This window comes from Bacillus thuringiensis (assembly GCF_001182785.1).
Classification (GTDB): domain Bacteria; phylum Bacillota; class Bacilli; order Bacillales; family Bacillaceae_G; genus Bacillus_A; species Bacillus_A thuringiensis_S.
In genome coordinates this window covers 3416507-3440353 of sequence record NZ_CP012099.1, presented here as the reverse complement: position 1 = coordinate 3440353, position 23847 = coordinate 3416507, and the positions used below count along the sequence as shown (strand labels likewise).

The window sequence follows — 23847 nt, the reverse complement described above, 5'->3', positions numbered from 1 at the left end:
TACATATAGTAGATGTGGGAGAATTCGTATAGTAGTAATAGATAGGTATTATAAAAATAATAAATTAATTATTTAGAATATTCATAAAAAACTTTACAAATCAAGAAAAATTAGTAGAATAATAATTAGTAAGAATTTTCTAATAATATATTTTAAAAGAAAGTCTCTCAAAGTTAATTTCGTACATATAATTGGGGAGGGTACAAGAATGAAGAAAAAGATGAAAAAGTTCACGGCGGTTGTAGCACCAGTTTTAGCAATGAGTGTGGCGTTAACAGCATGTTCTGGATCTTCTGGTGGGGAGAAGAAAACGACTACGACGTCTAATAGTGGCGGGGAAGAGAAAAAATCCGATATTAAATATGCGGCACAGCAAGTAATGAATCGTACAGAAACGAATGAAATTCCGACGATGGATACTTCTAAAAATACAGATACGTTAGGTTCTCAAATTTTAGGAAACACGATGGAAGGGTTATATCGTCTAGATAAAGATAACAAGCCAATTCCAGCGGCGGCAGAATCTAGTACGAAAAGCGAGGATGGCAAAAAATATACATTCAAATTACGAAAAGATGCAAAATGGTCAAACGGTGATCCTGTAACAGCGAAAGATTTCGTATTTGCATGGCAACGTCTAGTAGATCCAAAAACAGCTGCAGAATATGCGTTTATTGCTTACTATCTTAAAAATGCAGAGGCAATAAATCAAGAGAAAGCAGAAGTTTCTACATTAGGTGTAAAAGCGGTAGATGATTATACACTGGAAGTTGAACTAGAGAGACCAGTACCATATTTCTTAAATTTAATGGCATTCGCGTCATACTATCCATTAAATGAAAAGTTCGTAAAAGAAAAAGGAGATAAATACGGTTTAGAGTCTGATACGACAGTTTATAATGGACCGTTTGTACTTACTGATTGGAAGCATGAACAAGGTTGGAAATTAAAGAAAAATGATCAGTATTGGGATAAAAAGACTGTAAAACTAGAAGAAATCAACTATAGTGTAGTAAAAGAACCAGCTACAAGAGTAAATTTATATGATACAGGTGCGATTGATTTTACACTTTTATCAGGTGAATTTGTTGATAAGTATAGAAATAATAAAGAAGAGTTTGGTGCATATTCAGAAACAAGTACTTTTTACTTGCGTCTAAATCAAAAACGTGGTGGGCAAGATACACCGTTAAAGAGTAAAAAATTACGTGAAGCAATTGCATTATCAATCGATAAGAAAGCTTTAACGAATGTCATTTTAAATGATGGTTCAAAACCAGTGGATTATTTAGTACCAAAAGGTTTAGCAGCTGGACCAGACGGTAAAGATTTCGCAGAAACGTTTAAAAATGGTTTAAAACAAGACTCTAAAAAGGCAGCAGCAGCCTGGGAAGCTGCGAAAAAAGAACTTGGAAAAGATCAAGTGACAATAGAGCTATTAAATTATGATACTGGTAATGCGAAAAAGGTTGGGGAGTATGTAAAAGATCAAATTGAAAAGAATTTAAAGGGTGTAACAGTAAATATTAAACTTCAGCCATTTAAGCAAAAACTAAAATTAGAATCAGACCAAGATTATGATTTCTCATATGGCGGCTGGAATCCAGATTATGCGGATCCAATGACATATCTTGATATGTTTGAAACGAAAAATTCACAGAATCAGATGAGCTATTCAAATTCAAAATATGATGACATTATTAATAAAAGTAAGACGGAATGGATGGCTGATGCAAAAAAACGTTGGACAGAGCTAGGGAAAGCAGAAAAACTGTTACTTGAAGAAGATGTAGCGCTCGTACCTTTATATCAAAGTGGTAGATCGTATGTTATGAAACCAAATGTAAAGGGAATTGTAAAACATAATATTAGTCCGGAATATAGTTTCAAATGGGCGTATGTAGAAGAGAAATAGTAAAAGAAAAAAGCGTTTTCAAGTTGAAACATTGCACTTGAAAATGCTTTTTTTTCTGTGCACTATTTTTTTGAGGATGAATATATGTATTATAGAAAACTTGAAGGAGAGTCCTATGAAGCGAAACACATACATCGATTTCCTAGCTTATTACGGAATAGGAAGTGCTCATCCTGGTGGTTTTACGTTAACAAAACAATTGTTAGCACAACTGCCTTTTAAATATGGAGCGAATGTCCTTGAAATAGGTTGCGGTACGGGAAAAACAGCTGCATATATGACAAGGGAATTTGGTTATAAAGTAACAACTGTTGAAAAGAATGAAATTATGATTCAAAAGGCAAAAGATAGATGGTTGTTTGAAGGGTTAGATATACAATTAATTGAAGGAAGTGTAGAGCAATTACCTTGTTTGAATAACTCATTTGAGTTCGTACTTGGAGAATCAATCATCGCTTTTACAGAGAAAGAAAGGGTTATCTCGGAGTGTTACCGTGTATTACAGCAGGACGGTAAGCTTGTTGTCATTGAAATGATTATTGATAGGCACATTGATAAGAGTGAGGAAGAAAAAATCGCCCAATTATATGGCATGAAAGAACTATTAACTGAGAATGAGTGGGTACAATTATTTCAGAAAGCAAATTTTAAAAGAATTACAATTGCTGGCGGTGGCACGATTGCAGAAACGATCTCTGGCTATGTAGAAGAGCCAGAATGGAATGTATCCTCACATATTCCGAATGAGTTATATGAGGCGTGGGTACAGCATGAAAATGTAAGGCTTATGTACCAACACATTTTAGGGCATCGTATTTTTATATGTGAAAAATAAAGAAAAAGAGTTGGCTAAAGGTAGCCAACTCTTTACTATGTTAAATGAAAAATAATGCAGCTAATGTAATTCCGAAGATGAAACCAAATCCGAGTTCAACACCCCAGCCACAACCGCCGCCACCCCAGCCGCCGCCACCACAACTACCGCAACCACGGCCACCACATCCGCAACTGCTGAATCCACCACCGCATCCAAATCCGCAACTATCACATCTGCTAAGGCCGCCACAAAGGTCACAACCACCGTTTGCATAAGCATCATAGTATCCGAATCCTGAATCAAAAGATGAGCGCTGTTGCATCGGTTCAATCCATACAGAGTTTTGTGTCAAATCGATTATTTTACCTAAATGTATACGGCCATCATGGTCTTCAATCCGAACAACTTTTCCGAAATAACGTCGGCATGTATCATAACATTTTTGTCTATGCATGTTCTTTCCTCCTTCCGCATTACAGTAATACGATATGTAAGGGGGACAAGTGCGGCTTGTACGAATGTCCTATCTATCATAATTGTTATAGGAAAGGGGAAATATAAGAAGAGGATATATAAGGAGGAAAAGGCATGAAATCTACAGATCAGTTTCAGACATACGAAGTACCGTGGGAAGAATTTATTGAAGCGTTGCGAGAGGAAATGAAGAAGCAAGTAGGGGCAGATATTATTGATACAGTAGTTTGCAATTTAGAAGATGGTTTTGAAGTGTATACATATGTGCAGGGGGATTTAGATTTTGAATATAAGGAAGGGCTTGAGAGAAAATACGGAAGTGATGCGAAGATACCTAATGTGTTAACGATAATGTTATTAGCTAGTATTTATAATACAAGTGAAGCGAATATACGCTTGCATGCGGATAATAAAGAGAATCCGATTGTTGAAGTGTATGTAAAGCAATGAAACACGCTGTGAAAAGCGTGTTTTTTATTTGTATGATAAAATGTTAGAAAATTAAGAAATGAGGTGGGGGATTGGGAATTAAACATCTTAATTTAACAGTTACAGATGTAACAGCATCTAGAGAGTTTTTAGAGAGGTATTTTGGTTTAATTTGTAGTGGAACAAGGGGGAATGCCTTTGCAGTTATGCGTGACAATGATGGATTTATACTAACTTTAATGAAAGGAAAAGAAGTTCAGTATCCAAAAACATTTCATGTAGGATTTCCACAAGAAAATGAAGAACAAGTAGATAAGATAAATCAAAGATTGCAGGAAGATGGATTTTTGATCGAGCCTCCTAAGCATGCCCATGCGTATACGTTTTACGTTGAAGTACCTGGTGGATTTACAATAGAAGTGATGTGTTAAGTCAAAAATCAAACTTTTTGTTATGTGTTTTTAAAATGAAAAGTAGGAAAAGTCTGTTTTAAGCGTGGATCTTAAACAGGCTTTTTTTACTTATATAATTGGATAGAGAATGCTAGAAGGAATATTACCAAGTGTATAATCTGTTTACATAATAAATTTATGGTGGGTTAGTTGTCCTAAAATACAAGTCATATATCTTGTTTCCTCTCATAAATTTAAACATAGGAATTTGTCTACAAAGGTGGCGAAGCCTCATCATGAAAATTCGAATTTGTGCCACGTTCATGTTGTTTCTATTTATATGTTTACCTTTATCAGCTTTTGCAAAAGGAGAGGAGGCAAAGGAAAGGGTCGTTTCACTTGTATATGACGATTCGGGCAGCATGAGAAATAACGATCGCTGGAAATATGCCAATTATGCTTTGCAAAGTTTAGTTGCATTATTAGATGAAAAAGATAAATTTTCTTACGTTCCAATGAGTAAGCCGAATGATCCATTAAACATTTTGTTAACGAAGGATAAAAGGCAAACAGAAATTGAGGGAATTGGAGCGTGGAAAACGTATTTAAATACTCCATTTAGCGCGGTAGAAACGGCGATGCAATCTATAAAAAAGGAAGCAGATATAGATGGAAAACGTGAATTTTGGCTTATTGTATTAACTGACGGGGCATTTAATGATTTAGAGAAAGATAAGGTTGGCGGAAAAGAACAAATTTTGCAGAAATTAGCCCAGTTTAAGAAAGAAATGGATGCAAAAAAGATATCGTTACACCCAGTCTTAATTACGATGGAAGAAGATTTAGGACAACAAGAAAAAGAACAATTAAACACGTTCAAAGAAATATGGAAGAAAGAGATAAATGGTGTTACGATGCCGTCAAGCGGAGAAGATGGCATTGTAAAAAGTGTAAATCAAGTGGCAGCATTAGTTGCAAATCGTGATCCATTCTCCTCTGTTGAATCGATTGTCAAAACGAAAGTAGTGGGGAAAAAAGTAGAGATTACAACACCGTTTCCGTTAAAACGTATGACGCTTGTACGACAATCGCCTTCTCTGCCCGATTATCAGGTCACACAAATTTCTAAACCATTACAATTACAATCTTCTTTTTCCATACATGCACCAGGAGAAGCAAAATTGTTCGGAAATATAGTTCATATAAGTACGGAAAATCAGGAAGTTATTAAACCAGGAACTTATACGATAGAAGTGGACCAGGACATTGAGAAAGAAGGACTACAAGTACTAGTTGAACCGGCGCTTAATTATACGGTTTCTACTTATGACAAAGATGATAGTAGTCAAAAAAATGTAGAGAAAATGTACGAAGGTGTTACTGCTGTTATTGAAGCAAAGCCTACGGAGTTGCCAGTTCAGTCTTCTTACTTTCAGGCAGAAGTAGAAATAGACGGAAAACAATATCCGATGAAGTGGGACGATAAAAGGCATGTGTTTTATTACGAAACTAAGCTTGATAAAGGGTTAGTACGCGGGAAAGTTCATATGAATATAAAAGGGTTTTATAGACAGACGAAAGAATTTAAAATTGAAACAGCTGAGAAACCAAAATTATCACTTCAAACTGTTACAAAAGATTATGAAGAAAAAGTGACAAATTTAGAGAATAGTAAACCATTTGTTTTGCAGCCACAGTTAGATGGTAAGCCGATGACAGAAGAAGCTGTAAAAAAACTATTAAAATCTACTGGTGTCACATCTGAACAATCAATCAATTATGAAATAAAGCAACATGGAAACCAAATCTATGTTTATCCTCGTCCCTATTACTCCGACATATTTAATTTTACAGATACCGGCACCGTAGAAGCTACCATCGTAATGCGGGATTCAAAGTTACAAGAAGTAAAGAAAAACATAACATTCCATATTCAAGATGCTCCGTTTTATGAAAAATATGCGCTCATTTTTAAGTTTGTCATTCCTATCACGTTATTACTGCTAGTAGTAGGAATCATTGTTTTAGGATGGATTGTTCGGCCGAGATTTCACCGGAAGGCACTACTGTATTATGAATGGGATCAAGAGGTAGCGAAAGATTGGCTATATCAATCTGAACCAGAATTACTTCGAAATAAATGGTGGAACCATTATTTTGGTATCCCATTTAGAGCAGAAAGAAAAACGGTGCAATCCGTTACGTTTATAGCGAAGAAAGGTTCGAAATCTGTCTTTGTAGCGAAAGAATCACAAGTAGTTGGAATGATTATTGATGGGATGTTTATAACAGAGGATGAAGTAGGAATGGAACATAAGACACTATATCCAAATGAACTTTTACTAATTGATAGAGGATATGGTAAGGAGATTTACAAGTACGAATGTGAATAGTAGATAGGGATAAGAAGGGGATGGAGTATTGATTCTCTTTCCCTTTTTTCAAACAAGCAAGAATAGGAAGGTGGTTCACATGACATTACAAGTTCCAACAATATTAATTGGTTTAGGTGGAATCGGTAGTACTGTGACGCATCAAATATATGAAAAACTGCCTGAAGAGCGCCGGAAAAAGGTAGCAATGCACGTATTTGATACAGATGTGAATACATTGAGTAAATTTGATCATATTCGAAAGTTTAAGACGCAAACGAGTTCGAGTAAAACGCCAAGAGAGTATATTGCGGGTGATCCAACGATTCCAGAGTGGTTTCCGATGGACCCGACTATACTTGATAAACCATTAACAGAAGGAGCAGGACAGTTACGCGTCATTTCACGTTTAGCGTTACGTGCTGCGATGAAAGAAGATAAATTGACATCCTTTTGGCAAGAAATTGAGAAGATTTTTCCAGTTACAAGCGATCAAACGGAATATGGAGTACGTGTCATTATAGTAACGTCACTAGCGGGCGGAACAGGTTCAGGGATGTTTCTGCAAATTGCATTATATTTACGTGAAATGCTTCGAAAAAAACTGCAGCATCACAACATTTTAATACGCGGTGCGTTTTTAATGCCGGATGTGTTAGTTAAGACGAGAACGGTTAGTGCGAAAGAGTTTGAAACGGTGCAAGCAAACGGCTATGCATCGTTAAAAGAATTACATGCTATTACGCTCGGTTCTACTGGAGAATTATCAAAACGTGGCGGTGTAACAATTGAATTAGAGTATCGCCCTGATCAAGTAGATGAAGACGGAAGAACGAATCATACAATTAAACAACATCATTTACCGTACAATTATTGTTTCTTATACGATTATGAAAACCTACATGGACACCATTTACACAATTTATCGGACTATATGGAACAGATGGCAAATACAATTTATTTACAGTTATTTAGCCCAATGTCCACAAGTCATTTTGCACAAGAAGACAATCAAATTCAGCAATTAGCAGAATCAAGCGGAAAAGGACGATATTGCGGGGCAGGAACGGCAAAACTCATTTATCCGTATGAGCATGTGTTAAAATATTGTGCTTTAAAATGGGCTGTGCAAGGTTTAGATGAATCGTGGCTTCATTTAGATCAACTGTTTCAAGAGAAGAAGCAAAGATATGACCAAGATGTAAAACGTGGTATGCAGCGTGAAAAGCCGGAGAGAGGTAAAAGTTATTTAGAGGACTTGGAACATCTTGCTACCCGTCCAGAGCAAGCTCATATTTTCTATAGACAAATGTACAATGAAACACGTGAAGGAGCAGAAGGTGGTAAGCTCGGAGTTGCAAAATCAAAACTGTTTTTAGAAGCTGTAGAAAGTTATGTACAACGCACGGTGCAAAAAGATGAGGAATTAAATCGTCTGCAACATGAGTGTAAAATTTCAGCTGCGAAACTGAAAATGATGGAACAAATGAAAGGTGAAGTGGCAAGAGTGGATCATGCGGTTCGTTTATATGCGTATGCGATTCCGAGCCGTGTACATGAACATGTAACGACACTTTTATATGACATGATTGAATCAGATCGCTTTTCACCAAGTGGTTCTGAAGGGCAGTCCTATCAATTAAATACATGGTTTTTAAAGAAAACAGATCCAGTTCACCCAGTAGCAGCACGTTTTATGTTATATGAAATTCGAAAGCAGTTAGTAGAAAAAATGAATCGACTACATGAAAATAATGAACAAAAGCGTAATGTAATTCAAAACTACGATAAAAAATTTAATGTAGGTAATATCGATGGCACGGTAACGGCTGTACGCCGAGTAGAAATTGCTCAACAACAAGGCTGGTTCGGAAAAATGATTAATAATCAGCAACGTTTATTCAAAAGAGAATTTGAAGACATCGTAACGCAATATGTACACAAATTAAATGAATATCGAAAAGAAATGCTATTAGAACTTGTATATCAATCGCTATATCAAGCAGTTAATAAAATGATTCAATATTGGGAAAGGTTTTTTGATAATTTACATGAAACACGTGAAAATTTATTATTTGAAATCCAAAAGCGCAGTAAGGAATTTGAAGGAAAAACAAACCCGACGAATGTATATGTATTAGCAGAGGAACAGTTGCAAGAAAAGATATGGCAAGATATGCAGCAACATTTAAATTTAGGTGTACTACCGAAAGATATATCAGCGGAAATTTATATGAGTTTGTACGGAGAATATTGTCGTGATGCGAAAACAGAAGAGATTCAGTCGAAAAAGGTAGAGGATTTCTACCGCGAACATATACTGAGCTATTGTTATGACGAACTGCAAGTACGCTATCGTGATAAATTAGAACTGAATATCATTGAAGCGTTGCGAAAAGAAGCAGATTACAAGAAACGTGATCGCGATGAATACGTTCGTGAAAAAATTGAAGACCTGTTCCATTTAGCAAGTCCGTTCATTCCAAAAGTTTCTCATCATAGGGAATTACAATATTGGGGTATACATCCTTCTTTAAAGAAAGAGCTACAAGAGGAATTGATTCAAGAAATGTTTAAAGAAAAAGATACAGTACATGAAGCCTTTTCGCCATTTGAAGTGATCTGTTATCGAGCACATTATGGCTTATCGCTGCAAGATTTTCCTAAATTATCATCAGGACATATTTCAAACGGATTTATGAATGATAAAGGTGACTATTTCCAATCGTATTATCGCCGTGTAAACAAATTAAATAGTAAAAAATCTAGTTTAACGCCGCATTTAGATAAGTATTGGCACTTACCAGCCTTTATGCCAGACTTGAATGCGACTCAAACAAAATTAGATTATGATAAATGTAATCGTGCATTACTATACGCATATATGTATCGCTGGATTAGTTTAGTTGCTGTTGATGGACAATTTGTGTATCAATATAACGGTGTGGGGCGTAGCTTTTTAATTCAGTCGATGGGGAAAAATATTTCAAGTGAAAGTTATAAATTACACAGAGCATTGCTTCATAATCCGTTTATTTATGAAAACATCTTGTCACGATTTGAAGAAGAGCAAGAAAAGGCGATGATACAAGGTGGACATTTATATACACATCCGTTCGTATTAGGAGCCCAAGATGTAAGATGGCTTAGAAAAGAACATGTCCACAATCTTTTAGATATGATTTTAATGTATGACCGTGAAGCGAAGTATGATCCGACGTTAGAAGAAACATCAGATGAATTATTAAGACTATTCCTTGATGAAATCGAGTTGTATTTCCAGAACTATTACGGTACAGGTGCTGATATGGTTGCAAAGAAAGAGAAAGAAATGTTTATTAAACAATTGTGGGATCGCTCGCATGCGAAAGGATATGTAGATCCAAATAGCGCTCCGTATAAAAAATGGCAAAATTTATTAAGTATTCAAGATGAAGAAGAAACGCCAAAAACGAATGTATAATGAATGAAAAGGGAATCCTTAAAAGTGGCAATACAACTTTAGAAAAGAGGGATTCTGATGCCGTTTTTAGGAAGTGTATATCAAATATTTGGGTTATATCCGGAACTTTATTATGGGATGATTTCAGCAGAGTTGCAAGAGGAAGCTCAGAAGGAGCATCTTGAAAATAGTAGTGCAGAAGCTGAAGTGGAAGAATAAAAAAAGTGCAGATGAAAATCTGCACTTTTTTGTTAGTATTAAAATGGTGAAATAACCTCAAATGAATTATTATTTTTGAATAATAGTTTATTTGAGGTTATTATGATTTTTATTACATTGTATGTAATGAAAAATGTATGAAAATCAATGTAATAAAATGAATATGAATATTAAGGTGGAAAACAACAATGTTTTTGAGAAAATAATTATGTATAAAAATAACATTTGATAAATAATCAACCAATTATTTTTTAATGATTTATTATTGACAATATAATTAATTGTATGATAAATTCAATCAGCATTCTTAATGGCTTTTTGGTACGGTTAATATTTTGAAAATTCAATACGATATAAAGAGATTGATTTTTCTGTTTTTTGATGGGGTGGGTTACTAAGTCTATAGGGGAAGTGAATTATGTATATTTTTATTTTTAAAATAGAACAGTAATAAAGAATGTAACAAGTAAGAGATAAACTTGAAAAAGAGGTTTCAAAGAATGAGTCTTTTCATAAAGAAAGCAATGGATGAAGAAAAGAAAAAAGTATTGAATCAAACTTTAGGAGCGATTGATCTAACTCTGTTAGGTATTGGAGCAATTATTGGTACAGGTATTTTCGTATTAACTGGTATTGTAGCAGCGAAACATGCTGGTCCGGCGATTGTATTATCTTTTGTATTAGCAGCAATTATATGTGCATGTGTAGCTTTCTGTTATGCTGAATTTGCATCTACAGTTCCAGTTTCGGGAAGTGTATATTCATATACATATATGACACTAGGTGAGATTTTTGCATTTATAGTTGGCTGGTGTGTTATGCTGGAGTATTTATTAGCGACTTCTGCGGTTGCAGCGGGCTGGTCAGCATATTTTCAGTCACTGCTACTAGGTTTTAATATTCACATTCCTACGGTTTTTGCTTCGGCACCAGGAATGGGGAAGGGTGGAATCATTGATTTACCAGCAGTTCTTATTATTTTAGTTGTTACATTTTTATTAAGCCGTGGCGCAAAAGAAAGTGCACGAATTAATAATATAATGGTTATTATTAAACTGGCTGTTATTGTAGGATTTATTGTTGTAGGGACACAATATGTAAGACCAGAGAATTGGCAACCATTTCTACCGTTTGGTTTTCACGGCGTGGTAGGGGGCGCTGCTACTGTATTTTTTGCTTTTTTAGGATTTGATGCAGTTGCAACAGCCGCAGAGGAAGTGAAGCGTCCACAACGTAACGTGCCAATTGGGCTACTTGTTTCCTTGCTCATTTGTACCGTTCTATATGTAGGTGTTTCATTCGTGCTAACTGGAATGGTTCCGTTTACGGAATTAAATGTTGCTGATCCGGTTGCATATGCGTTGCGCACTGTAGGAGAAGATAGAATTGCTGGGTTGTTATCGGTGGGAGCGATAGCAGGGCTAACAACAGTTCTGTTAGTAGCTATGTTTGCATTTGTTCGTGTATCTTACTCGATGAGTCGAGATGGATTGTTACCAAAAAGACTTTCAAGTGTCCATAAACGTTTACAAACTCCATTTTTTAATACGTGGGTTACAGGTATACTAGCAGCTTTATTAGCGGGATTAGTGGATTTGAATTTATTAGCTAATTTAGTGAATATGGGAACGATAACAGCATTTGTGTTTGTATCTATAGCTGTCATTGTATTAAGAAAGACACATCCTAATATGAAGAGGCCATTCCGTGCCCCTCTAGTACCTTTTTTACCTATCGTTTCAATAGTAAGTTGTATATATTTGGCTTTGAACCTTTCTAAGCTTACTTTAATTAGTTTTGTGGCATGGATTATAATAGGTGTTTTCATATATTTTGTATATGCTAAAAAACATAGTAATGTTAGAAATGGAAATAGAGTATAGTCCATTGAAATAATACTTGTAATGGAAATGAAAACACGCTACTTATTCATATAAGAACAAGTAGCGTGTTTTTACTATTTAATAATTCCACTTTCTAAAATTTTGATAGTAGGTGTTACTTTCACACTAGCTTTTGAAAAAGCGCTAGGCCAATCATCTTCAACCTTTTTCCATTCTTTATATTGAAAAGCTCTTGCATAATCGCCAAATCCGAATGGATCAACTTGCTGCTTTTGAATTTTGTGGATTAATTCGTTTAAATCTTTGTTTAGTTGTTTTGTTATAAGTGTTGTTAATTTCTTGTTATCTTTGTCTATATCTATATTGAATGTAACCTCAGATATGGCAACTTTTAAATTCATTTTAATATTAAATGTGAAGTGGTTATCGATATAACCTGTACCAATATCGCGATTCACACTAAGAACGTTTATTGTTACAAAATCATTGCCTTTTGTATCTTTTAGATGATTGTTACTTTCAACTGAATCAGAAGGGATTTTCATTGTAAGTGAAACTGGTGTATTAGATTTCTTTTGCAACATAAGAAGAAGGGCACTTTCATCTCGATTTAATGACATTTTATAAATTCCACGGGAAGTTAAAAGTACAGATCCAGTAACAGTAATTTCTTTCTTTTCTTTTTTTATTTCTGAAATTGTTGGTGTAATCCCTTTATTAAAAGTTTGTCTATGAAATTCATGGAATGTTGTATAAACTGTTCGATTGTATAATTTGTTTGTATTAATTAATTCAGTTAAATGTTCAGGGAGATCTGGTTTATCTTTAAAGTTATTATAAATTATAGAAGAAACAGGTCCTTGTACTGCTACAATACGCATATTACCAGTGTTTTTCGGATCTCGATACCAAACATCAAGATATGGCATAGCTCCTTCTTGTTTCAAGAACGTATTGCTAAATAAGACGATTTGTAATTTTTCCGTAGATACTAAACCGCTACTCGAACTATTAAACATCGCCTTTGCCTCTCTAGGTGTATGTACTTTTGTTTCATGGGTCTCGTACTTTTTCTCGACATCCTTGTTAAAAGTAGGTATTATTTGGTACACTTTCAGCTTGTTTTTATTATCTTTATCAAAACCGTAAACTAATGAAATGGATTGTTTTTCGAGATCGAGTCGATCCCCACAGCCAGTCAAAAAGATTGTGAGGAAACAAAATATAGTGAAATGAATAAATCGTTTCATTTAAGTGTTTCTCCTTTTCCAATACTGATAAAATGTAATGTATGAGAGGAATACGACTGGGAACAGAAAAACGATAAAATAACTGGCAGTTCCCCAAAATTCGCGTAAAGCATTTATTTGATAAGAAGAAGGGATATAAAAAAGTAGGGTGAAAATACACCCGAATAAAAAAAGCCAAATAGGTAAGGAACTACCTTTTTTATTGAGTAATTGATTGATTCCATCTGAAACGGTAAAAATATAAGGAATACAAGAATCAAAAATAATAAAGAGATAAAATGATAAAAATATAATTTCAAATCGCTCTAAGAATGAAAAATGAAATGGTGTAATGAGAGAAAGAGTAGGCCATAAAAACTTCGTTATACCATCTGGGCTAAAATAAACAAAAGAAACGAACGTAACTTGAAGATAAATAAATAGTGTAATTAAATTCGCAAAAACACTACCTTTTTTAGCGGATGACTTGTTACTAAGATAAGGATAAAGGACAAATGCAAACTCAAATCCAAGAAACGCAATGATAGTTGATTTGACTGTATTTAAAACGGGTAACCACCCTTCTTTGAGAAGGGGAAGAAGGTATATCCAATGACCATCTTTAAGTGGGATAAATAATAATAATGGCATCCAAATTGTAAAAAAAAGAGTGAATACGGCATATCGACTTATAATGATTATGCCTTTGCACGCCAACATAATCATTGGGATAGATAGCAAAATCATAATTAAAAACATAGGAGATCTAGGTAAAATCCAAATGTGAACGATGTATAAGAGGGAAAATATTAAAGAAATAGCGGCAAGTGCAGCATATAAAATCCAAAGGAGCATCATTCCGTTTCCTAGCCATTTTCCAAGGTAACGTGTCAGGACATCAAGTAAAGTATCTCCGGGATGTTTTTCCATGATTTTTATAATACATAGACTGACTAAAGTAGTTATGACGCATCCGATAATAATCGACATCCATCCATCAGTATTCGCTCCTTGTGCAACTTCACGCGGAAGTGTAAGTAAACCAAAACCGACTTGAACACCACTAATAGTGAGAATGTATTGAAATAAAGTAATCTCCCTCTTTGCACGATTTGTCACTTGTTTTCCTCCGTTTCTTCGTCATCTCTTTGTCGATTTTCTTGTTTTAGGTTAAGAGACATTGGTCGTTTTTTCATTATTTTCCAAGGTAATCGTATAAGAATATCTTTTATATCGGAAGAGAATAGTGGGGAAAAAGGACTACCATAAGGAACACCAAGTGATTCCATAGAAAGAATATGGATGATGATAACCGCCATCCCAACCATAATTCCAATGACCCCAAATAAAGAAGCGATTATCATCATTGGAAAGCGAAGAAGCCGAATTCCTGCTGACATTTCCATGTTAGGGATGATAAAAGAAGCGACTGCGGTAATAGATACGACGATAACCATAACATTACTTACGATTCCTGCTTGAACTGCAGCTTGTCCAATGACAATCCCTCCTACGACGCCAATCGTTTGTCCAACGGGACCAGGAAGCCGAACTGCAGCTTCGCGGAGCATTTCAAGTACTAATTCCATTAACAATGCTTCTAGTATAGGGGGGAAAGGAATTTTAGCTCGAGATTCTCCAATTGTTAACAATAATTTGAGCGGAATCACTTCATAATGGAAGGAAATCATAGCGATATAAAGAGCTGGAGCAAATATTGCAATAAATAGCCCAGTGAAACGAAGGAGTCGTATAAAAGATGGAATCATAGGTCTGAAGCTGTAATCATCTATCGTCTGAAAGAAGGATGAAAAGGTCATAGGTCCTATTAATACGCCTGGTGAGCGATCTACAACAACAGCAATTCGCCCATTCAAAATATGATGTGCCGTTGTGTCAGGACGTTCAGTGATAGACAATTGTGGGAAGAGAGTATAGGAATTATCTTCAACAAATCCTTCTAATTCACCGGTAGTAAGAATAGCATCTACTTTGATTGATTCAATGCGGCATGCCATATCTTGTACAACATCTTCGTCTGCAACATCTGCAAGATAAAGTAAAAAAACTTTAGAGGTTGCTCGTTCGCCAACAGTGAATTCCTTCACTTTTAATTCGCGATTTGGAATATATCGACGAATAAGTGCGATACTATCACTTGCCACTTCATTAAATCCTTCGTGTGAGCTTTTTATGGAAGTCTCTGTTGTAGGTTCTTCAATACTCCTTTTTGGCGCCGCTTGCGTATCTAGTTCTAAAGCTGATAATTGCCCGTTTATAAATAAAATACTTTTGCCATGTAAGAGAGATTGCTCAATGTCTATCCACTTCTGAACTTTTTTAATATTCCCTATAGAAACAGAAGATTCCCAAAAATCGTCTTCATTCCATTCTTTAAATAAGAGAGGACGAAGAATGTCTACATTAATAACAGTTTTATCTACAAGTCCTTCCATATATATAAGAGCAGCTTCTTTTCCGTTTTTTAACGGGAAAGTGCGTATAATTAATTCTGGAATACCACTAAATAATTTGGATAAGTGTTTAAGATTAAGCGGCATGGAGGAAGAAATTTCTTTATTTAATACAGTTTCAGATTGCTCATGTGTAGAGAAAGATTTTTCGCCCCTTATCCATTTTCGAAAAGATCCCATATATTCACCTTATTCCTCGTTGAACTTTATATGGGTTATTATGGATAGTTACATACAGACATATGCGCAGTTTAAAATTTATATTGTATATTTGTACATTTAACGCTATAATTATAGTGTTAAAGATGGAATCGTGATATGACCTGTTATGAATCTATCGTTTTATTTATGAATAAATGGATTGGTATTTTAGCAAGATGTGCTAATAAACTACTCCACCATGATGATAGCGTGCCCAAAATGTGGTGCGTATATTTTCGTGGTGGAGTTTTTTTATTCTCAAAAAGGGGGAAAGACCATGAATGACAACATGGTTCATATTACAATTGACGGAAAAAAGTATACAGCGGAGCCTGGTTCAACGATATTGGGTGTTATTAATGAGAACGGGATTGAACATCCGCAAATTTGTTACGTGCCGGAAGTAGATCCTATTCAAACATGTGACACTTGTATTGTAGAAGTTGACGGAAAGTTAATGCGTTCTTGTTCGACGATAGCAACGGAAGGTATGAACGTTGAGCGTGCTTCTGTTCGCGCAAAAGAAGCACAAACAGAGGCGATGGATCGGTTACTAGAAAATCATTTATTATACTGTACAGTATGTGACAACAACAATGGGAACTGTAAACTGCATAATACAGCAGAATTAATGGAAATTGAACATCAAAAATATCCTTATGAACCGAAAGTAGATGTAAGTGAAGTTGATATGACGCATCCGTTTTATCGCTATGACCCTAATCAATGTATTGCATGCGGTCAATGCGTTGAGGTGTGTCAAAACTTACAAGTAAATGAAACGTTATCGATAGACTGGGAAGCGGAACGCCCACGAGTTATTTGGGATGAAGGAGTAAATATTAATGATTCTTCATGCGTTAGCTGTGGTCAATGTGTAACGATTTGCCCTTGTAACGCTTTAATGGAGAAAACGATGCTCGGTGAAGCTGGATTTATGACGGGATTAAAACCAGATATTCTTGAACCGATGGTAGATTTAATTAAAGAAGTTGAGCCTGGATATAGCGGTATTTTTGCGGTATCAGAAGTGGAAGCGGCCATGCGTGATACTCGTACGAAGAAAACGAAAACAGTATGTACATTTTGTGGTGTAGGTTGTTCGTTTGAAGTGTGGACGAAGGGGCGTAAAATCCTTAAAGTACAGCCATCTTCAGATGCACCAGTTAACGCAATTTCCACTTGTGTAAAAGGGAAATTTGGTTGGGATTTCGTAAATTCTAAAGAACGAATTACAAAACCTTTAATTCGTAAAAATGGAACGTTTGTTGAATCTACATGGGAAGAAGCACTGAATGTAGTTGCAAATAAATTAGGTACTATTAAAGAAGAGTACGGTAAAGGTTCTATCGGATTTATTTCTTCATCTAAAATTACAAATGAAGATAATTATGTAATTCAAAAATTAGCTCGACAAGTATTTGGAACGAATAATATTGATAACTGCTCACGTTATTGCCAATCACCAGCAACGGATGGTTTGTTCCGTACAATTGGTATGGGCGGTGATGCAGGAACGATTAAAGATATTGCGCAATCTGGTCTTGTTATTATTGTAGGATGTAATCCGACAGAAGGTCATCCTGTTTTAGCTACACGTATTAAACGTGCACATAAATTACACGGACAAAAGTTAATTGTAGCTGATCTTCGTAAAACAGAAATGGCAGAGCGATCAGATGTCTTTATTAGTCCAAAACAAGGAACAGATCAAGTTTGGTTAATGGCTGTTACAAAATATATGATTGATCGAGGTTGGCATGATCAGGAATTTATTAATGAGAATGTAAACTTCTTTGAAGATTTCAAAGAAAGTCTAGAAGAATATACACTTGCATATGCAGAAGAAGTAACAGGTATTTCAAAAGAAACACTTATTCAAATGGCTGAAATGATTCGTGATGCAGATGGTACATGTATCCTTTGGGGTATGGGGGTAACGCAAAATACAGGTGGTTCTGATACTTCCGCTGCAATTTCAAACTTACTTCTTGCAACAGGGAACTATCGTCGTCCAGGAGCAGGTGCATACCCACTTCGAGGTCACAATAACGTACAAGGTGCTTGTGATATGGGTACTTTACCAGGATGGCTTCCAGGATATCAGCACGTTACTAACGAAATGGAACGTGCGAAATTTGAAACTGCTTACGGAGTGAAAATTGATAGTGAACCAGGTCTTAATAATATTGAAATGCTTCACGCAATTGACGAAGGAAAAATGAAAGCAATGTATCTTGTCGGAGAAGATATGGCTCTTGTAGATTCTAATGCAAATCATGTACATGAAGTGTTGTCGAGTCTTGATTTCTTCGTTGTGCAAGATGTTTTCCTTTCTAAAACTGCTCAATATGCAGATGTTGTATTACCAGCAGCGCCATCTCTTGAGAAAGAAGGTACTTTCACAAATACAGAGCGCCGTGTCCAAAGATTATATCAAGTTCTTCCTACGCTAGGAGATGCGAAACCAGACTGGTGGATCGTCCAGGAGGTTGCGAATAAACTAGGGGCAAACTGGAATTATAGCCACCCAAGTGAAATCTTTGCTGAAATGGCAAGTTTATCACCATTGTTCTCGCAAGCAAACTATGAAGTGCTTGAAGGATGGAACAGTTTCCATTGGGGAAGTTTTGATGGAACGAATACACCACTTCTGTTCCAAGATGGATTTAACTTCCCAGATAAAAAAGCTCGTTTTGCGATTGCTGACTGGGTACGTCCAGCTGAATTTCCAGCTGAGTTCGACCTTCACATTAACAACGGTCGTATGCTTGAGCATTTCCATGAAGGGAATATGACAAATAAATCAACAGGTATTCAAACGAAAGTACCTGGTGTTTTCGTTGAAATCTCTCCAGACCTTGCAAAAGAACGTGGCGTAAAAACAGGTTCGTTAGTTCGTCTTGTCTCTCCTTTTGGAGCATTAAAATTACGTGCACTCGTTACAGATCGTGTAAAAGCGAATGAGTTATATTTACCGATGAACTCTACAGATAACGAAACGGCAATTAATTTCTTAACAGGTCCTGCTGTGGATGTACGTACGAATACACCTGCGTATAAACAAACGAAAGTGCGTATGGAAGTGTTAGAAGTTGATGGCGAAAATCCGATGCCAAAAGCGAACCCACGCAATAAAAAACGTCACCCTCAAGCTGGAATTGAGGTACATCGTAAGTGGGCACGTACAGGGTATGTGCATTTAACGGATAAGTAGGAGGAGAAAACTATGGCTGCACCTATAAAAATGATTCAAAAACAAGAATTAACTGAGGAAGAAATAAAACAGCAAAAATTAGATGATTTAAAGGAGCTTTTAACAAATAATGAAGAAGCTCTAAATCAGATGTTTAATATAGTAGGGGAATTAAATGACATTGGAATGCTAGAAGCTGCAAATTCTATGCTGAAAGCGAAAGAACCAATTGCAAAGATTGTTCTAGGTCAAGTAACTCGTGAGCCTGTTACAAATTTAATTAATAATATGATGGGTGCTGCAGGTGCGTTAACTGAACTTGACCCAGAACTTACGAAAAAGCTTATAGGTAGTTTATTAGTCGGGCTAGAAGAAGGTAATGAACATCTAGAAAGTAATAAAAAAGTAGGGGTATTCGATCTTATGAAAGTATTGAAAGACCCAGATATTAACCGTGCTATCGGGTTTGGACTTCATTTCTTAAAAGGTATGGGGAAAGGGTTAAAAGACGAATAAACTTCATGAAGTGAACCTTTCCGCCTAAATATTTGTACGAAATAGTTTGGGCGGAAAGCTCATTTTGGTAAAATATATAATAAAGTAAAATGAGGCTTTTGGGAGGTATGATTGTATGTCAAAAAAAGTACATGAATTTAATGATATGATACGAAAACTTCGAAAAGAACTTTTCGGAAAAGGACCAGAACGAATTCATACTGTTTTTGCAGAAAATATGGCTATAGCGACTCTTTATGGAAACTTAACACCTACTGAAAAATTTATTTCAAGTACGATGGACGGTGCGGAAATGGTTCATATGGCTAGAACGAAAATGATTCAAGAAGTGTATGCTGCGAATTCCCGTGAACATTTGGAAGAACTTGTAGGTGCGAAATTAGTAAATTTATTTTCAGATATGAAAGTAGAGGAAGATATTGCAGTTTCGGTATTTGTTTTTGATAAAAATATAACGTGAGAGAAGGATACTGATCGTGAAACCGATACAGGTAGAAAGAGAAATCTTTCGTTATGAACAAGGGGCGTTTAAGCATATAGAGGACAGCATTGTAACAGAGTTTCCTGTCACCATTAAAATGAACGGACAGGAGTTTGTTACAATGGTTAGTACTCCAGAATATATAGAAGATATGGTAATAGGATTCTTAGCGTCTGAAGGAATCATTCGGAAGTATGAAGATATTGATAGCATATGGGTGCAGGAGAAAGAAGGATTTGTACATGTAACAACGACAAAAGTAAATCCGTATTATGAGCAAATGCAAAATAAACGATATATTACGTCTTGTTGTGGTATGAGTAGGCAAGGGTTTGTTTTTGCCAATGATGCACTAAGTGCAAAAAAAATGCAGGGTGTCCATGTACAGGTTGCGGCAGAGGATTGTTTTCGGTTAATGAAAGAAATGCAGCAATCTGCGGATACGTTTCATCATACTGGCGGGGTTCATAATGCAGCTTTATGTGATGTGAATGGTATTATTTTAAGCCGAATGGATATTGGTAGGCATAATGCACTAGACAAAATTTACGGTTATTGTTTAAGAAACGATATTTCTATAAAAGATAAAATCATTGTTTTTAGTGGTCGTATTTCTTCGGAAATATTATTGAAAGTTGCAAAAATCGGTTGTGAAATTATACTATCAAAATCAGCTCCAACTGAGTTAGCTTTGCAACTAGCGGAAGATTTAGGTATTACGACAATAGGATTTATTCGTAATCACTCCTTAAATGTATATACGCATCCAGAACGTGTTTTAAATATAAAATAAAAGTGAGGCAATGAAGATGAAATCAGTTACATTAGACAAGTTGCAACGCCCGTTAAAGGATTTACGTATTTCAGTTACTGATCGCTGTAATTTTCGTTGTCGGTATTGTATGCCAGAAGAAATATTTGGTCCTGATTACTCGTTTTTGTCTAATGATAAAATTTTATCTTTTGATGAGATTGAAAGGATAACACGTATTTTTGTTTCTTTAGGTGTAAGAAAGTTACGAATTACGGGCGGAGAACCGTTACTTCGAAGAGGTCTTCCGCAGCTTATTGAGCGCCTTAATAAAATAGATGGTGTGGAGGATATCGGTTTAACAACAAATGGATCGTTACTTAAAAAGTTTGCTCCTGATTTATATAAGGCGGGACTATCACGTGTAACAGTTAGCTTAGATTCCTTGGAAGAAGATCGGTTTTTCTATTTAAATGGTAATAGGAGCAAAGTGCAAAGGGTTCTGGAAGGAATACAGGCTGCTGCTGAAGTTGGTATGAAAATTAAAATAAATATGGTCGTTCAAAAAGGGGAAAATGAACAAGATATTTTGCAGATGGCGCAATACTTTAAAGAAAATAAGCATATTCTTCGGTTTATTGAGTATATGGATGTTGGGAATTATAATGGCTGGGAGTTAGGTGAAGTTATTTCCAAACAAGAAATAGTAGATACGATTCATCAAGTTATGCCGTTAGAACGGATAGAAGCAAATTATTCTGGTGAAGTGGCTACTAGGTATCGTTATATAGGAAGCGATGAGGAAATAGGTATTATTTCATCAGTAACAGATTCTTTTTGCTCATCATGTACGAGAGCTCGTATTTCTGCAGAAGGAAAATTATATACTTGCTTATTTGCTTCTAAAGGAAATGATTTAAGAGAATTGCTTCGTTCTGAACATACAGATGAGGACATTACAGATGTAGTACGCGATATATGGAATAATAGGGAAGATCGTTATTCAGATGAACGCTTAAATCATACAAATAAGAAAACAATACCTAAAATTGAAATGTCACATATCGGTGGTTAATATATAAAGCTAGCTTCATAGTGAAAAATGGAAAATTTACAAGAGTTGTGGATTTTCTATTTTATAGTAAAAGTGATGATTGATATCTCTGTAAAAGATGTGCAGAGAAATTAAGCAGCATTCAAAAACCTTTATTTTGAGGAGGTTTTTTGAAGCTGCTTTTTTATTTGGAGAAAATGGAGGAATGGGTAATGGCATTTCATAAGCCGGAACAAATTGCTGAGCTTGTCATTGAGGCCGGTGTTCAAAAAGTAAGACAGACATTGCCAGCGATGCTTATTCTCGGTTTTTTAGGAGGAGCGTTTATTGCGATAGGTTTTTTACTTAACATTCGAGTTTTAGGGAATTTACCTGAGCGCTGGGGAAGTCTAGTGAATGTTTTAGGAGGAGCAGTATTTCCTGTTGGACTCATGCTCGTAGTATTAGCAGGAGGAGAATTAATTACGGGAAATATGATGTCACTGTCTATGGCGCTTTATGCAAAGAAAATTACATTGATAAGTGTACTGAATAACTGGGTTTGGATTACTCTCATGAATTTTATTGGGGCAATTTTCGTTGCGTATTGCTTTGGGCATCTTGGCGGATTAACAGAGGGAGAGTATTTAAATAAAACGGTAGCGATAGCGGAAGGGAAGTTACATGAATCATTTGGGAGAACTTTAATTTTAGCAATTGGTTGTAATTGGCTCGTTTGTCTTGCTCTTTGGCTCGCTTACGGGACGAGTGATTTTGTCGGAAAAATCATCGGAATTTGGATTCCAATTATGGCATTTGTAGTGATTGGATTTCAGCAAGTAGTAGCAAATATGTTTGTCATTTCCGCTGTTATTTTTGCTGGTCATCTAACGTGGATGGATTTGGCTAAAAATTTTGTTCCTGTTTTTATCGGAAATGTAATTGGAGGAGCTGGGTTTGTTGGTTTTGCTTACTTTGCTTGTTATCAGAAACAACATTCTAATATGAAATAGAGTTCTTGAGAGGAAGGGTATGTAATGGCTGATCGGTATTCACGACAACAATTGTTCAAACCAATTGGGAGTAAAGGACAAGAAAAAATTCGAAATAAACATGTGTTAATTGTAGGGGCAGGCGCATTAGGAAGTGCAAGTGCCGAAAGTTTCGTACGTGCAGGTGTTGGCAAGTTGACGATTATTGATCGTGACTACGTTGAATGGAGTAATTTACAAAGGCAACAATTGTACTCTGAACAAGATGCAAGAGAGAAAATGCCGAAAGCAATTGCTGCAAAAAATCGGTTAGAACAAATTAATTCGGAAGTACAAATACATGCTTTCATAATGGATGCAACTTCAGAAAATATGGAAGGTCTATTAAAAAATGTAGATGTAATCATTGATGCAACAGATAATTTTGATATTCGATTTGTAATAAATGATTTATCACAAAAACATAATATTCCTTGGGTATATGGTTCTTGCGTTGGATCGTATGGTATGAGTTATACAATTATTCCGCAAGAGACACCGTGTTTACATTGTATGCTGAAAAATATTCCTGTTATAGGTGTGACATGTGATACCGCTGGAATTATTAGCCCGACTGTTCAAATCGTCGCAGCATATCAAGTGGCAGAAGCACTCAAAATTTTAGTGGAAGATTTCTCAGCAATTAGAAAAATATTTTTCATGTTTGATATATGGAGTAATCAAAATCATTTTATAAAATTAGGGGAAATAAAAACAGACACTTGTCTCTCATGCGGTTTGAATCGAACTTATCCTTATTTATCATACGAAAATCAAAAGAAAGCAGCTGTTTTATGCGGAAGAAATACAGTTCAAATTAGAACAGTAGACAATAGGAAATACAATTTTGATGATATAGAAAAAGTATTACAAAAACTGGGGAAAGTAGATCGGAATCCGTATTTACTATCTTGCCAATTCGATGATTACCGCGTGGTTGTTTTTCGAGATGGTCGTGTTTTTATTCATGGTACAAATGATATTTCGAAAGCGAAACAACTATATTATCGCGTATTCGGTTAATAGAGAGG

General features: G+C 35.6%; 19 protein-coding genes. 15 read left to right on the top strand and 4 right to left on the bottom strand.

Annotated features, from left to right (window positions below):
* Positions 1–208 precede the first annotated feature (208 nt).
* Together AC241_RS17625 and AC241_RS17620 are read left to right on the top strand one after the other, a co-directional pair.
* The gene (locus tag AC241_RS17625; protein WP_016080689.1) at positions 209–1915 is read left to right on the top strand and encodes a peptide ABC transporter substrate-binding protein; all 1707 of its coding nucleotides are present in this window, start codon (positions 209–211) and stop codon (positions 1913–1915) included.
* Positions 1916–2030: 115 nt separating this feature from the next.
* Positions 2031–2750: a class I SAM-dependent methyltransferase gene (locus tag AC241_RS17620; RefSeq protein ID WP_050844406.1), complete on the top strand. Its 720-nt coding sequence runs from the start codon at positions 2031–2033 to the stop codon at positions 2748–2750.
* Positions 2751–2790: 40 nt separating this feature from the next.
* Here AC241_RS17620 and AC241_RS17615 read toward each other — a convergent pair whose 3' ends face one another.
* Entirely contained in the window at positions 2791–3186 is a 396-nt protein-coding gene (locus AC241_RS17615; RefSeq protein ID WP_029443014.1) for a hypothetical protein, read from the bottom strand.
* A gap of 134 nt (positions 3187–3320) precedes the next feature.
* On the opposite strand from AC241_RS17615, the gene AC241_RS17610 reads away from it, so the two are divergent.
* From AC241_RS17610 to AC241_RS17585, 6 genes are all read left to right on the top strand, one after another.
* Positions 3321–3656 carry a hypothetical protein gene (locus AC241_RS17610; protein WP_000842905.1) on the top strand — a complete coding sequence of 112 codons (336 nt, stop codon included), beginning with the start codon at positions 3321–3323 and terminating at the stop codon, positions 3654–3656.
* A gap of 71 nt (positions 3657–3727) precedes the next feature.
* Positions 3728–4066: a VOC family protein gene (locus AC241_RS17605; protein WP_029443013.1), complete on the top strand. Its 339-nt coding sequence runs from the start codon at positions 3728–3730 to the stop codon at positions 4064–4066.
* A 257-nt stretch (positions 4067–4323) separates the two neighbouring features.
* Positions 4324–6420, top strand: coding sequence for a vWA domain-containing protein (locus AC241_RS17600; protein WP_043936416.1), 2097 nt, complete (start codon positions 4324–4326; stop codon positions 6418–6420).
* Positions 6421–6499: 79 nt separating this feature from the next.
* The gene (locus AC241_RS17595) at positions 6500–9862 is read left to right on the top strand and encodes a tubulin-like doman-containing protein (protein WP_016080694.1); all 3363 of its coding nucleotides are present in this window, start codon (positions 6500–6502) and stop codon (positions 9860–9862) included.
* 57 nt (positions 9863–9919) lie between these two features.
* Entirely contained in the window at positions 9920–10060 is a 141-nt protein-coding gene (locus AC241_RS17590) for a hypothetical protein (RefSeq protein WP_001116193.1), read from the top strand.
* Between the two features lie 500 nt (positions 10061–10560).
* Positions 10561–11943, top strand: a complete 1383-nt coding sequence (locus tag AC241_RS17585; protein ID WP_016080695.1) for an APC family permease — start codon at positions 10561–10563, stop codon at positions 11941–11943.
* A 74-nt stretch (positions 11944–12017) separates the two neighbouring features.
* Here AC241_RS17585 and AC241_RS17580 read toward each other — a convergent pair whose 3' ends face one another.
* Genes AC241_RS17580 through AC241_RS17570 form a run of 3 tightly spaced genes read right to left on the bottom strand, consistent with a single transcriptional unit; the run spans position 12018 to position 15787 of the window.
* The gene (locus tag AC241_RS17580) at positions 12018–13154 is read right to left on the bottom strand and encodes a Ger(x)C family spore germination protein (RefSeq protein WP_029443011.1); all 1137 of its coding nucleotides are present in this window, start codon (positions 13152–13154) and stop codon (positions 12018–12020) included.
* Positions 13155–14252, bottom strand: coding sequence for an endospore germination permease (locus AC241_RS17575; RefSeq protein ID WP_050844405.1), 1098 nt, complete (start codon positions 14250–14252; stop codon positions 13155–13157).
* The gene (locus tag AC241_RS17570; RefSeq protein WP_050844404.1) at positions 14249–15787 is read right to left on the bottom strand and encodes a spore germination protein; all 1539 of its coding nucleotides are present in this window, start codon (positions 15785–15787) and stop codon (positions 14249–14251) included. The genes AC241_RS17575 and AC241_RS17570 overlap by 4 nt, the downstream gene beginning before the upstream one ends.
* Before the next feature lie 298 nt (positions 15788–16085).
* On the opposite strand from AC241_RS17570, the gene fdhF reads away from it, so the two are divergent.
* The 7 genes from fdhF to AC241_RS17530 all read left to right on the top strand — a co-directional run bounded on the left by fdhF (position 16086) and on the right by AC241_RS17530 (position 23839).
* A complete protein-coding gene (fdhF, locus tag AC241_RS17560; RefSeq protein ID WP_000999403.1) occupies positions 16086–19025 on the top strand; it encodes a formate dehydrogenase subunit alpha in 2940 nt (979 codons plus the stop codon).
* A gap of 12 nt (positions 19026–19037) precedes the next feature.
* On the top strand, positions 19038–19520 hold the full coding sequence (locus AC241_RS17555; protein ID WP_000729897.1) for a helical membrane plugin domain-containing protein: 483 nt from the start codon (positions 19038–19040) through the stop codon (positions 19518–19520).
* Positions 19521–19635: 115 nt separating this feature from the next.
* The gene (locus tag AC241_RS17550) at positions 19636–19980 is read left to right on the top strand and encodes a Na-translocating system protein MpsC family protein (RefSeq protein WP_000039582.1); all 345 of its coding nucleotides are present in this window, start codon (positions 19636–19638) and stop codon (positions 19978–19980) included.
* A 16-nt stretch (positions 19981–19996) separates the two neighbouring features.
* Positions 19997–20794: a formate dehydrogenase accessory sulfurtransferase FdhD gene (gene fdhD / locus AC241_RS17545; RefSeq protein WP_029443008.1), complete on the top strand. Its 798-nt coding sequence runs from the start codon at positions 19997–19999 to the stop codon at positions 20792–20794.
* 16 nt (positions 20795–20810) lie between these two features.
* Positions 20811–21827: a GTP 3',8-cyclase MoaA gene (gene moaA, locus AC241_RS17540; RefSeq protein ID WP_029443007.1), complete on the top strand. Its 1017-nt coding sequence runs from the start codon at positions 20811–20813 to the stop codon at positions 21825–21827.
* A 191-nt stretch (positions 21828–22018) separates the two neighbouring features.
* Entirely contained in the window at positions 22019–22798 is a 780-nt protein-coding gene (locus tag AC241_RS17535) for a formate channel (protein WP_000863998.1), read from the top strand.
* 24 nt (positions 22799–22822) lie between these two features.
* A complete protein-coding gene (locus AC241_RS17530) occupies positions 22823–23839 on the top strand; it encodes a molybdopterin-synthase adenylyltransferase MoeB (protein WP_050844403.1) in 1017 nt (338 codons plus the stop codon).
* Positions 23840–23847: the final 8 nt, after the last annotated feature.

What these genes read in the sequence shown, in the direction of transcription:
- AC241_RS17625 (WP_016080689.1), top strand. Translation starts at nt 209, where the DNA reads ATGAAGAAAAAGATGAAAAAGTTCACGGCGGTTGTAGCACCAGTTTTA.
- AC241_RS17620 (WP_050844406.1), top strand. Translation starts at nt 2,031, where the DNA reads ATGAAGCGAAACACATACATCGATTTCCTAGCTTATTACGGAATAGGA.
- AC241_RS17615 (WP_029443014.1), bottom strand. Translation starts at nt 3,186, where the DNA reads ATGCATAGACAAAAATGTTATGATACATGCCGACGTTATTTCGGAAAA.
- AC241_RS17610 (WP_000842905.1), top strand. Translation starts at nt 3,321, where the DNA reads ATGAAATCTACAGATCAGTTTCAGACATACGAAGTACCGTGGGAAGAA.
- AC241_RS17600 (WP_043936416.1), top strand. Translation starts at nt 4,324, where the DNA reads ATGAAAATTCGAATTTGTGCCACGTTCATGTTGTTTCTATTTATATGT.
- AC241_RS17595 (WP_016080694.1), top strand. Translation starts at nt 6,500, where the DNA reads ATGACATTACAAGTTCCAACAATATTAATTGGTTTAGGTGGAATCGGT.
- AC241_RS17590 (WP_001116193.1), top strand. Translation starts at nt 9,920, where the DNA reads ATGCCGTTTTTAGGAAGTGTATATCAAATATTTGGGTTATATCCGGAA.
- AC241_RS17585 (WP_016080695.1), top strand. Translation starts at nt 10,561, where the DNA reads ATGAGTCTTTTCATAAAGAAAGCAATGGATGAAGAAAAGAAAAAAGTA.
- AC241_RS17580 (WP_029443011.1), bottom strand. Translation starts at nt 13,154, where the DNA reads ATGAAACGATTTATTCATTTCACTATATTTTGTTTCCTCACAATCTTT.
- AC241_RS17570 (WP_050844404.1), bottom strand. Translation starts at nt 15,787, where the DNA reads ATGGGATCTTTTCGAAAATGGATAAGGGGCGAAAAATCTTTCTCTACA.
- fdhF (WP_000999403.1), top strand. Translation starts at nt 16,086, where the DNA reads ATGAATGACAACATGGTTCATATTACAATTGACGGAAAAAAGTATACA.
- AC241_RS17555 (WP_000729897.1), top strand. Translation starts at nt 19,038, where the DNA reads ATGGCTGCACCTATAAAAATGATTCAAAAACAAGAATTAACTGAGGAA.
- AC241_RS17550 (WP_000039582.1), top strand. Translation starts at nt 19,636, where the DNA reads ATGTCAAAAAAAGTACATGAATTTAATGATATGATACGAAAACTTCGA.
- moaA (WP_029443007.1), top strand. Translation starts at nt 20,811, where the DNA reads ATGAAATCAGTTACATTAGACAAGTTGCAACGCCCGTTAAAGGATTTA.
- AC241_RS17535 (WP_000863998.1), top strand. Translation starts at nt 22,019, where the DNA reads ATGGCATTTCATAAGCCGGAACAAATTGCTGAGCTTGTCATTGAGGCC.
- AC241_RS17530 (WP_050844403.1), top strand. Translation starts at nt 22,823, where the DNA reads ATGGCTGATCGGTATTCACGACAACAATTGTTCAAACCAATTGGGAGT.